This is a genomic window from Flavonifractor sp. An92, from assembly GCF_002159175.1.
Classification (GTDB): Bacteria; Bacillota; Clostridia; order Oscillospirales; family Oscillospiraceae; genus Pseudoflavonifractor_A.
Genome location: NZ_NFGZ01000024.1, coordinates 34,558 through 45,999 on the forward strand (window position 1 = coordinate 34,558; position 11,442 = coordinate 45,999).

Genomic DNA, 11,442 nt, shown 5'->3' on the forward strand with positions numbered 1-11,442 from the left:
ATCTGTTACCATTTCATGGGGAAATCTCTTTTCAAATATCCCAGTCTATGAAATCTTCACGGTTCAATACAAAGTGCTGATACAGGCACTTCAAATTTTCCTGTTCCTCCCGTGAGAGCTTCGCCCCGTTTTCATACCGCAAAGTGTCGGCATACAGGATAAAACCATCCACTTTTCCTGATGAAGCCCGAAACTCACCGTTTCCAATGATGGCAGCATCGCCACATACAAATGTAACCGAAGAAGAAGTGGTATGGATTTTCATAATTGCTTTGATCATGACTTCCTCCCAAAATCACATCATTGTGTACTTTGCTCATTTGGATTGTCTTTATCGGGCTCCAATGCCGATGAATCGCACCTGCACAACGCAGCTTCGACCTTACAGATTGCGGATATATGCTTGATCTTCCAGAAACTTTTCCAACGAAATCTGCTGTTTTTCGTACATCAATCCCCAGCGGTCAAGAGAGTTTTCCAGCGGGGCGGTTCCGGTATCAAGACCGGAATAGATCAAGAGCGGCAGTTCTTTCAGCCTGTCTTTTGTCTGCTGAAAGCTGCTGTCGCCAAAATGCTGTTTTAGAAACACCAGAGCCTTTTTGGTGTCGGAAATCCCGGTTACAATCAGGCGGATGTAGTGATAGGGATATGCTGTTTCATATTCCTGCGTTTTGGGTACATCCAAAACGCTTTCGAGAAAATCTTCCAAACAATCAAAGGCAGGCTGAAAGTCCCAAGTTCCGGCGCCATGTTCTGCCCAGAACACGGCTGTATCGTTCCGTCGCAGGTCCAGGCAGTATGGATCACCAGCATCAGACGCAATCACCACAAGATGCTCGTCCCAATCTTTAATTACCTTTTGTTCCACAGGATTATAGGCGTATCCCTCCTGGCCCTTCACAAGGGTATCCAGTCCCCACAGTTCCAGGGCCTCATAGGTATCATTGCTCCACACGGTTCGCAGTCCACAGCAGCGCTCCAACAGCATCCAATAGTCTGCCGGAAGTTCCCAGCGTCTGCGGATCTGGCTCTTATACTGCTCGGACACGGCTTGCTCCATCGCAGGTATATCAATTTGCCTTAATAGCTCGTCCAATAATTGCTCCAATCGGCTTTTCATCAATATCACCTCTCATTTTCGGGTGATACTATTCTCCACCCGGAGGTCTGCACCCGGATCACAGGACGGAAAAAGTCAAAGTCATTGTGGATCTCATTATCCTCCCGAATCTCCGGTTTACAGTGAGGGGAACAGGGCAAATATCCAAGCAAAGGTCCCATGCCACCGCAGATATTGCAGCCGCCGTCGCCGCCGCATGTGGTCAATGTTTTCCCGTCTACCAGCTCCCGCTGATAAGGGTCGTAGGCAATAGACAGGCCAAAGAAGTTGGGCTGCTCCATGTCGTATGGCTTGCCCTGATCCTCCGGGCCTTCAAAATGGTGCAGTTTCATCTTGCGGTCCAGCCCATCGCCCCAGGGAAACAGGGTGCGGCATCCGCCTCCGCACAGATAGGCCCACTCATCCGGCGTGGGAAGGCTGGCTGCCAGCTCCCACAACAGGGACCGCTGAAACTCTGGGTAGGTCATTGGATGGCACAGCCACGCCCGCCAGCTATCCCCACTGCGTTCAAAGCGGACCGTTTGGTGTATCTCAAAGCTCTGGCCGCTCCGGCCCGCCCACTTCTGTAAGCTCTCCAGCCAGTCAGGGTGGGCGGTGATGCGTGGGTCGTTCATGGGTACGCTTTCCCAGCCGATCTCCTCCAGTTTTCTGCCCACAAACATGGGGCCGATGGTCACCTGGCGTACCGGGGCCATGCCCTGCCGGAGAAATTCCTCCGCAGTGCCCTCATATTCGATTTCCGCAAACATATCCGCCAGTTCCTCTTGGTTGGCCTTGTCCATCCCTTGAACAAAGCCCTCCCAACCAAGAATCACGGTATCGCCCGGGACAAAGACAAACTCCCTGCCTCCTTTTTCAAATAGGCCGGTGGTGCAGCTTTGTCCCCAGCGGGAAAAGGCGTATAGTTCCTTGAATGTCAAATGATAACGAGTCGCCAATGTCTGCATCAACCAGAGCTTATCGGACAGTTTCAATGTATCAAATTGTGGGCGAAATAGTTTTTCGTTCATAGCCATTCCCTCTTTCTGATTCAGGGCGATCCTGTCTCAAATTAAAAAAGCAGTTCACCGAAAAACAGTCTGAGAACCACGGCAGATAATGATTCAAGCTGTGGCTTGCTGAGAGGAGTGTAGTGAAGGACGATTTCTCCATACAACTCCGTGTTGATGTGGTGTTCTTCCAGATACCGCAGAACCTTTCGGTTGTTCCGCACGATATTTAGACGAAACCTGGTGTTATCAAGGGCATATTCAAAACAGTCCGGGTCAATCAACTGACCATTGGCTGGATCATTCATTTCCAAGCGGAGTGCTTCCGCGCCGGTCTTGCGGGAGAGTGTAAAGTAGCCATCCTCCAGTTCAAAGGACAGGCAGGACAGTCCTTCCTCATTGTCCAGCTCCCAAGTCATTCTTTTTGCAAATAATTCCATCATTTTACCTCAGACTGCGTTCCAGTCGCACAACATTTCATTCTGCGTGACCCGGCGCAGTTCGTCCCGTACCTCCATTAGAGCAAAACCCAGCAGGTTTTGCCCCCGCCACTTCATCGGGTCCTGCGCCTCGGGGGAGCTGGCTGCGAGACGAATACCCCAGATGTTATCATAGGGACTGGCCTCCGCCAGCATATTATCTCCGGTGGAGAGAAGAAATTCGCGCAGGTCGCGGTTCTGGCTGAATTTGCACCAGTTGCCATTCAATACAATGGCGTATTTGAACTTGTCCCATACCTTCTGGTCAAACCCCCGCACCTTGCGGCCCAGGGCCTTGATCTGTTTCGGGTCGCTGCATTTCAAAATTTGCTCCCGAATCTCCTGATCGCCGAACAGTTCCGCCTTGCCTGCCATCATATACTGCTCCATACAAAGATAGGTATTGGCAACGGACCAGAAATCCTCCATCCACCACTGGCTGAGACAGCTTTTTGTCAGCTGGCCGTCCTCGGCAGGCTGATGGCCCCAGAACAGACACAGTTCCCGCTTTCTCCCCATGGAAAATTCCTGCTGGAGCCACTGGCGAGTGTACTTAGGGCTTCCTTCTGGCTGCCACGCATTCACCCAGAAGTCCCCATGTTCCAGCACTTCGCTGCTATCTTCGTCATCCCACCAGCCCTTCCAGGTCACCGGCTCGGGAAAGAGGGTGCGGTATTCTGTCCGCTCATCCGGGGAGAGGGTGTCCAGCCAATCGCCAAATCGGTATATGTAATCCTCCCCATAGCCCATGCGCCAGCCAATAGAGTATCTCTCGATCTCCCGGTGGACCAGCCAAGGGGGAGGCATTATTTTCTTTTCCTGTAATGCCATATCATTTTCCCTCGTCTCACAGCAATTAAATTCTTCTTTTCCTACTTTTTTTGAAAAGCATACTCAGCCCCCATAACTACTCCAAGGTCATTTCACAAAGAACCAGCTTGTTTTTCTCATCGCTGAGAAATGCCCGGTTTCCCCATACATCCAGCACATGGAAGGAAGCGTATCCACGGGGCATGGCAAGGTCGATCAGCACCAAATCTGAAAGGCGCAGCACCTTTTGTTTACCCTTCCAGTCATCATTCTTAAAAATGGGAGATAGGATCAGGCAAGTCCTGTCACCGGAGAATTTTCCGCGCATCCCGTGTTTTCCGGGCAGGCGGCTTAAATTATCTTTGCCCCACAGTTTCTTTTTGAATAGTCCGTTTTCCTCCAGTTCCAGATACCAATAGTAGCCCATGAGAGAAAGACCCGCCGGATTGATGGTGCTGCTTTCCAAAAAGGCATAAAACTGTCCGTTCTGTTCCAGTATGGAGCCAATCATAGGATAGTTGTAGTGAAAGTCTGCCTGGGCAAAATTGCCGCCAGCTCGCTCTACCGCCGCCAAATGGGTCTGTCGGGTTCCTGCTTTGCTGTATACGCAAGAGCCGCTTTCTGCCCAGTGTGCAGTCATGGTTTCAAAGTCTACCGTCAGGCTGGTAAAACTGTTGGTCGCATCAGCGGAGTTGTCCACTCGGCACACAATAGGGAAAACGCTTTGGCTTCCGGTGACTGCCACCGGCTTGGGAATACCCTGGGCACACCAGTTATCCATGGGGATCGGAATCCACTCTCCATCCATCTGCGGCATCCACCAAAGGGATTTACTGGCCGGGCAAACCAACAGTATTCCTCTGTCGCATGAGAGCAAGACAGGAACTTCCCAAACATCTTGCTGCTCTTTCGGCTCCGGGCTGGGAATCCACCTGGAAACTTCGCCTTTGACCCACAAAACGCCGCTGCACTTTTGCACGAGATGATAGGTCCAAAACACAATTTCATCCTCGCTGCGGGCTACCATACCTTTGCATCCAGTCGGGCTGTATTTGAAGGAAGTTCCCGTCAGTTCAAATTCCTCGAACTCCCAGTTCTTTATCACTTTTAGTTTCGCTTTCATGCTTTCACCTCACAGCAAGTCTACCTTGATACCGCACCGTTCCAGAACGGGCAGCACCTGTTCCGGCTTGGAGGACATGAGAGTAATATGTTTGAGATTGGGGAACTGGCGCAGTTCCGCCTCAGTAATGGTATTAAGATCAAAGGCTCCATCCTCGCCATCCCAGAACGGACAGAGCTGGGTATAAATCTCGCTGCCGCCATCCATCTCGATTTCTGTGACCTCCGGGGCCAGCCGCTCCGGGACAGGGTATTTCTCCAGCCACTTCCGAATCTCTGGGATGGGTTCATACCCTTCCGCGTCAATGTCGATCTTGCGTCGGCTATACTCTCTGGCAAACTCATGGGCATCCAGTTTAGGAGCCAGTAAGCATTTCTCGTACATCAGGACTTCCATGACCGCCAGCTTGAAGTTGAAGCTGGTAAAGGTGAGCACTGGTTCAGTCGGCTTGGATAACTTGTATTTCTGCGCTTTCGCCGCCTTTTTCTCTGGCTCTTTCCAGCTGATCTGCACCATGGCGGAGAGGGCCTCCAGCTTTGCTTTCTGCGCTGACTGCTCCTCTGGAACAGGCCCCGGCAGGCGGGTGTAAACGGTAAAACCACCTAATGTGAAGGTATGGGCAAAGCCGGCGAAATCCTTCCATTTGGCCTCCCGATAATCTTTGGAGCCGATCCAAACTGCCCCGTCAAATGGCTGCCGGACCGCATACTCTCCCTGCTCAGCTACCCGAACGCCAATGGTTTTGATGGTCTGTTCATCTTCATCCAACCAGCCCTGCAATCCAAGTTCGTCCCACAAAGCAAGGGCCTGGGTATAGGGACTCTCCCGGCCTGTGATGGGGCTTTTCCGTGTTCCATTTTGCAGGACGATGCGGGCTGGCCCCAGCTTTTCCGCCAGCTGCGACAGGGTAAACGGCGGCGTAAACACCGACCCCAGGATGGTCAGGCTGTCTTTTTTGAGGACGATTTTCCGCTCCGTGGCCTTGGGAGGCAGAAAGATGGGCAGATTTGGGTACACTTCCTTGTACTCCCGCCAGGGTTCCAGCTTTTTGGGCTTGTTTGCCGTCCGAAGGAAACCCCAGAAGTCGATGGGGTAACGGAACACCGGCCCAACCATATCCCGCCGGGTGACGATGACCACCGTGCCATCGGTGAGTATTCCAATGTGCTGCATTTTCTCCCCGCCGAACATTCCCGGACAGATACGCAGCACTTCACGGGTGTTCCTATTGATGAGCTGGGCAAAGTCATCGGAGAGGATTTCGCCGTTTCCCTGCACCAGCAGCCAGTCCCCTGTAAACCAGCGGAGTTTCAGCCCCTCGCCCATTCCAGGCAGGGGGGCAATTCGGCACCGCCCGGTGTCCATGTCCAGTTCCAACAGGCATTCTTCCATCCGCCCCTTGCCGCTGACTGCGTGGATCATGGTAATGCGGCCTGTGCCGGGAACGGGAATGGCCTCGGAGAGATGGTCGTATCCATCCAGAGAGAAGGGGTGTTTTGTTACCTTGCCGTTTTCCCAGCGGTAAATCTGCCCCTTGTACCACCCGTTGGAAAAGTAGACCCGGCCCAGCCCGTCTGCCACGATGCCACAATGGTGTTTGATGCTCCATCCATCTTCCGGCAGGGGCCAGTTTTTCACATCCTGACAGGTGCCCCGGTCGGTGAGTTCAATCCGTGTGGCGTTGGTGGGATCGCCCACCCAGAGGGAATGGTCAACCCAGCACAGGGTCCGGGGCGGACCGTCATATCCAATGGGGGACGGCTCGAACCAGTTGAGGGTAGCCGGATTCTTGCTCAGTAATGCCCGCCCAATAGTCCCGCTGCCAGCGGCTCTGGACGCGGCATAGAGTCCATTTTCTGCGGAATAAGTGAGGCACCCAAGGTGTGGCAAACTGTGGGCGCGGGTCACCTGGGGCGGACGCTGGCGCAGATCGGCCACACAGCCGTTTTTCCATTCTTCTGCATCCTGGTTTTTCCATTCGCCCGCCGCAAAATCACCCGCCAGGGAGTTGAAGAAATAATCGTACTCATCCTGGAGGATGTATTCCTCGCAGGGCATCAGCTTCCCAGTGTCCTGCTCCTTGGCATGGCCGCCCCATTTTCGTCCTTGCTGTTTCATTAGGTGGCAATATTGCCCATGCTTTTTGCAGTAGCGTTCCCATTCGTTGCGGTCTCCCTCTGGGATCAAGGCAAACAGATACTCGTCCTCATCGTCCAGGTTATATAGTGCCCAGCCGAAGGCAGACAGCTCCTGTCCCAACGCTGCCGCCCCTTTCTCATGTGGCAGTCGCATATACTGGACAGCCACCATATCCAATCGTTCCTCCAGCAGCGCCGGGACCTGTGCGCCCCACTTTCTCCGAAGTTCCGCCAGAGTGTCCTGTACGGCTCCGTCAAATTTTAGAATGTCCAGCGCATCGGATATGATTTGTGCCCAGTCTGGCATGAAAGTACCCCCTTTTTAGTGCCTCAAAGTTTGCTGCTCAGCCGCTTGACTGGCGCAGACATTACATCTGGAAAATGCTTACACAGAATCTCTGTGAATAAGGTCATTGCAAGAAACGGCTTGAGATTACCTGCTGCAATCTCAAAATATTGAGAATAGCCCCAATCCAACTCATCTTCTCCGCACCAAAAGTTGAGAAGTTCTGCCCCCAGATCCATCCGCTGACTGGATAGGGATTTCCATGGAATCTGTGACCGCAGATACTCCTGAACCTCTCTGAGCTGTTCTGCGGCAATGCGCTGATGGGCATAATCCCACACATTCTTAAAATAGGTATCCAGTTCTACATAGCCAGAAAAGAGGATGCCGCAATCAATCTTGGAAAATATCTCCACCATACAAAGGATGCGCCGCCGGTGAAAAGCCTCCATTTCCCGTTCCAAGGCCTCAGCCTGAATCATTTCGTGTTTCTCTATACAGGCATAAGCTTCATTTTCTGGTATCTGGAACGCTTCATCTACTTTTTTGGCTATGGTAAACATCTGGATTTCATCGGCATTCTTGCGCTTGCGTAGGTCATCCCAACTGCCTCGCTCCCATTTATCCTCTTTTGAATAACAAGCAGAGCATATCGCCTGTGCCGGGTCAATTTCTCTCGTCAAACAGTAAGGACAAAGAATTTTCGCATTCTCACACAATCTGATCGGCTCCTTTATATTATTCCATGTCCGCTTCTATTTCTTCCGCTTCCGACAAGCCATATACATCCGTTGGCGTATCCCCTGAAAACTCAACCATAAGTCCAAATGGCTCCCCCACAGGAAGGGTACAAATCTCAAAGTGCAGGCCCCATTCTGTCTCATCATAAAACAGAAATTGCGGCTGCTCGGCGGGAATCTCCGTTTCAGGGAATGGAGCGCGCTGCAATCCAAACTTCTCAGGGCTTTTACCAATCTGCGCCTGAATCTCATGCTCCGCTTTTGAAAGATACTCCCGCCAGTTTTGAAGCACAGAACGGATAAAATCCAGGTTTGCCGACCGGAGTTCAGATGTGTTCAAAATAATGGAAAACAGGATCTCTGTGTCTGCGATTCTTCCAGTCCAGCAGTGGATGGTCCCTGGTCCTTTCTGAAAGGTCAGTGCTCCCAATCCCAAATCGGAATGTTCAAAAAACTGTTCCATATCATTCTTGCCCCAATCCCCAGGTTACAGCGACAGCCATGTGGTCAAAGCACTAATTTCCTCCCACAGCAATGCGGATTTCCCAGCGGCGGCAAAGGCTTTTTGGACACCGCCATAGCGCCGCTCGGAGCGATCCGCCAGCTGGAGCGCGGCTGCCTCCAGATTGGGAATCGCCATCACAGCATCTGCCAGCGCCTGGGCGGAGAGTTTATCCCCGATCAGAGAGGCGGCAAAGTAGCGCAAATGGCTGTGAGAGAGGGCGGACAAATCGTTTAGTTTATGCAGCTCATAGAGTTTCAGGGCATAAAGGGAAGGAAGCCCATCCAGAGCCGGTAGTTCCTGCACAGCTGGGAGTGATTGGAGATAGAGTTTCTGAAGCCGGGTCGCTGGAGTCAGGAAAGCGGCAAGATCTTCCGTTTTCCGCATTTCCTCCAAATGGAGATAGGTAATGCTGGTGAGAAGTGGGGTGATGTCGCCATTCTTTTCCCCACGCAGGTGGAGAACACGCAGGCCGGGGAGAGAAACATTGTCCCAGGAAACAGGGGCCGACAGCCATAGGGACAGTGTATGAAGCTGCTTTAGCCCGGAGAGAACTTCTACACCCTCACACTTTTCCATTAGGGTTAGTTCCTCCAGATTGGGATAATCTCGCAGGAAGGACAGATTCACCTTCCGCTCTCCCGTCACAGATAGGCACCGTACCGCATCCGGCTTTCGCCCATTCAGATCAATCTTTTCTCCGCCGCGCCAGAAAACTGCGGTGCAATATGCCTGTTCCATGTTGCGTTCTCTCCTTATTCTTCTGTGTTATTCAAACTTGGTATCCGGTCTTTGGAAATATACAACATGGTCTACATCTTCCATGTATTCCAGCATTTCATCTGTACTATGTTGAATCTTGTATTCCAGTTCGTTCTCTGTCAGAGGAATCACCTGATAAAAACCGACCCAACTTCCATCTGAGAGCTTACAGACGGCAGCACCCTCCGGCGCATCCTGTACGCCTAAAAGAACACACCCTGCCAGCAATGTATTATCTGCGTATGGTGTTCCGTTTTGAATAGAATGCCCATAGCCCAGCCAAGTGCTTTCTATGATTGGAAATCTTGCTAAATAGCGAAGCAGCTCTACTGGCCAATTTTCTTGGCTTTCCTTACTTTCAGGGTTCCACTCAGGCGGAAGGCACATCATCAGTTCTATCCGAGAGGGAAGGCCATCCTCTTGATATTCACTTGGGATCTTCATCGAAAACGCACCCATGCCTGTGGTTACCAAAGTATAATAGTTGTGTTCCTCATGGGGCGGAATGATGGAGACATCAACATGAATATCTTCGCTGAAAAACTCATGAACCACTGTTGTGGCTTTTCCAAAATATTTTTCGATATGGTTGTCCAATCGTTCAAGTTCATCGGGACTATATAACGCAGGATTCTCCAAATACTTTCCAGTAATCATTGATCACACACCTTACTTCTTTTCTCGGCTTACATCATCAACACCAGTAATCATCAAATTCTTACCAAAACAGTCCTATTGTACTCATGCCAGTTCCGCATCCAAAATCTGCACCTGTTTTCCTTTATCATTCACATAGTAAAGTGCAATGTAGTCAATGCCGTCCCGTTTGACCTGCTCCCAGGGCATCCGCTCACCGTTAACCAGTTCCACGGTATCAGCCTCGTCTACCTCGAAGCTCTCTTTTTCATCCTCATAGTCGATATTGTAGCCCAGTTCCAGCACCAACTTGGAGGCAGGGATCTCATACCGCTGGAGGGGGCGGTGCGCCAGCTGAGCTGGATTGTGTTCATCGCAGAACATATTATCATAACCATGCTGCCCACCGTCGAAGATGACGAACTCCTCGCCGCTCTCTGGGTCGCGGGCTTCCACCAGTCCGGGGGCCTCGCCTCCATCTATGATATAGAATTGGGACTCTCCCTTCACTGTGAGCAAATCTCCGTAATACCACACTTCCAGCAGTTCATTTCCGGCAGAGGAGCAGAGGGTCACGGTGGGCAGGCGCTTTTGTTTCCGTTCTTTGACATGGCCCTCCAGCCAGGTAGGGATTTGGGGAAAGGAATCCCGTTTCTTCTTTTTTCGTGGTGATGCCTGTGCATCGTTCAACGGCTCCATATCCAGAATGATGATCCATCCGCTATAATCGCTGTACTTCATTGTGGTGTTCGCCCGGATATAATCCTCCCCCCAGAGGGCCACATCCGCCTTACTATACCAGGTAGTCTGTGTTACACCATCCTCATTAGTAACATCGCAGCAGAGGTAATCTTCTGCTTTCCCGTTTCTCAACGCTATCATACGAAGAATTTCGGTATCTTCCGGGGTGACTTCACGAAAGTTCAATTTTAATGCCATAGGGCAGCCTCCCTGTATCAAAAGGTGTCGTAGCCAACCTCCGGGCTGGGTATGAATTGCTCGTCAAAGGACACATTGAGATAGAGTTCCCCAGCCGGTGAATCCCCAGTATCGTAACAGAGGGAAAACGCCCCGTAGCAGCCGGACTTGTCTATCGTAATGTCGGTGAGGGGCAGGTCGGGGATCTCCTCGTCATCGGGGAATTCCTTTTGCAAAATGGCGTGGGCCTGCCGGTCCAGCTCGTCCAGCTCCCAGACCAGCCGCTCCCAGAAGGGCATGGCCAGAATCTCTGCCTCGGTATAATCATTGCAGTTGATATGCAGTTCCTTCCCCGCCCGGTGCGCCGTAAAGTAGACCCCGCAGCTCATTACCTCCCAGCTGTCCGCATTCCATAGAGATAGGAATTGTTCTTTTGTCATTGCTGCATTCCCCCAATCACGGGATCAATTTGGCTGAAAATGCTCTGATATTTCTCCTTCAGTTCCTCTGGAGCGGCTTCCACCACTTTCTGACCACCTTTGGCGCTGGCTTTGCCCCAGATCACATAGCAGACCGTTTCCCATGCGTATTGCAGCACTTCCTCCGGGCTGGCTTCTGTTTCTTCGGCGGGTTCCTCGCCCTCGTCATCATCGTCATCCTCGTCGGAGGAAAAACCGCTTGGAATGATCTCGGACAGGTGGATTTTTGCCTCCAGCAGAGCGTCCAGGCTTTCTGCGTTTGCCATCCACGCGGCATAGTCCTTGGAATACTTCATGTTCTGCATGGACAGCACCCCACGGACAAATACAGGGACGGTATCGGCGGTAAAGCCGAACTGTTTCACATACTCCCGGAGGAATTTTTCCTGTAAGTGGGAGTGCTCATCATCACAGAGATCGAGATAATCCCATACCAGCTGCCGCCACTCTTGCCCCAGCA

14 protein-coding genes are annotated in these 11,442 nt (G+C 51.7%); all 14 read right to left on the reverse strand.

The features are described 5' to 3' along the window. Positions 1–31 precede the first annotated feature (31 nt). Entirely contained in the window at positions 32–280 is a 249-nt protein-coding gene (locus B5G43_RS13410) for a hypothetical protein (RefSeq protein ID WP_087262225.1), read from the reverse strand. 102 nt (positions 281–382) lie between these two features. Then, a complete protein-coding gene (locus tag B5G43_RS13415) occupies positions 383–1,120 on the reverse strand; it encodes an SMI1/KNR4 family protein (protein WP_087262238.1) in 738 nt (245 codons plus the stop codon). Positions 1,121–1,125: 5 nt separating this feature from the next. After that, positions 1,126–2,130, reverse strand: coding sequence for a hypothetical protein (locus tag B5G43_RS13420; protein ID WP_087262227.1), 1,005 nt, complete (start codon positions 2,128–2,130; stop codon positions 1,126–1,128). Positions 2,131–2,171: 41 nt separating this feature from the next. Beyond that, on the reverse strand, positions 2,172–2,552 hold the full coding sequence (locus B5G43_RS13425; protein ID WP_087262228.1) for a hypothetical protein: 381 nt from the start codon (positions 2,550–2,552) through the stop codon (positions 2,172–2,174). Positions 2,553–2,558: 6 nt separating this feature from the next. Continuing rightward, positions 2,559–3,419: an NADAR family protein gene (locus tag B5G43_RS13430; protein ID WP_087262230.1), complete on the reverse strand. Its 861-nt coding sequence runs from the start codon at positions 3,417–3,419 to the stop codon at positions 2,559–2,561. A 76-nt stretch (positions 3,420–3,495) separates the two neighbouring features. Then, positions 3,496–4,521: a hypothetical protein gene (locus B5G43_RS13435; protein WP_087262233.1), complete on the reverse strand. Its 1,026-nt coding sequence runs from the start codon at positions 4,519–4,521 to the stop codon at positions 3,496–3,498. Between the two features lie 9 nt (positions 4,522–4,530). Beyond that, positions 4,531–6,966: a hypothetical protein gene (locus B5G43_RS13440; RefSeq protein ID WP_087262235.1), complete on the reverse strand. Its 2,436-nt coding sequence runs from the start codon at positions 6,964–6,966 to the stop codon at positions 4,531–4,533. A gap of 23 nt (positions 6,967–6,989) precedes the next feature. Beyond that, positions 6,990–7,664, reverse strand: coding sequence for a hypothetical protein (locus tag B5G43_RS13445; RefSeq protein WP_025543808.1), 675 nt, complete (start codon positions 7,662–7,664; stop codon positions 6,990–6,992). A 19-nt stretch (positions 7,665–7,683) separates the two neighbouring features. After that, the gene (locus B5G43_RS13450; RefSeq protein WP_025543807.1) at positions 7,684–8,148 is read right to left on the reverse strand and encodes a hypothetical protein; all 465 of its coding nucleotides are present in this window, start codon (positions 8,146–8,148) and stop codon (positions 7,684–7,686) included. Between the two features lie 24 nt (positions 8,149–8,172). Next, on the reverse strand, positions 8,173–8,928 hold the full coding sequence (locus B5G43_RS13455) for a hypothetical protein (protein ID WP_087262236.1): 756 nt from the start codon (positions 8,926–8,928) through the stop codon (positions 8,173–8,175). A 27-nt stretch (positions 8,929–8,955) separates the two neighbouring features. Continuing rightward, entirely contained in the window at positions 8,956–9,606 is a 651-nt protein-coding gene (locus B5G43_RS13460) for a suppressor of fused domain protein (protein WP_036627022.1), read from the reverse strand. 84 nt (positions 9,607–9,690) lie between these two features. Continuing rightward, a complete protein-coding gene (locus B5G43_RS13465; RefSeq protein ID WP_025543806.1) occupies positions 9,691–10,524 on the reverse strand; it encodes a hypothetical protein in 834 nt (277 codons plus the stop codon). A gap of 17 nt (positions 10,525–10,541) precedes the next feature. Then, on the reverse strand, positions 10,542–10,943 hold the full coding sequence (locus B5G43_RS13470; protein ID WP_020225648.1) for a hypothetical protein: 402 nt from the start codon (positions 10,941–10,943) through the stop codon (positions 10,542–10,544). Further along, positions 10,940–11,442 (reverse strand): DUF6138 family protein (locus tag B5G43_RS13475; RefSeq protein ID WP_242960590.1); only part of this gene is annotated, 503 nt, incomplete at its 5' end. The genes B5G43_RS13470 and B5G43_RS13475, both read right to left, overlap by 4 nt.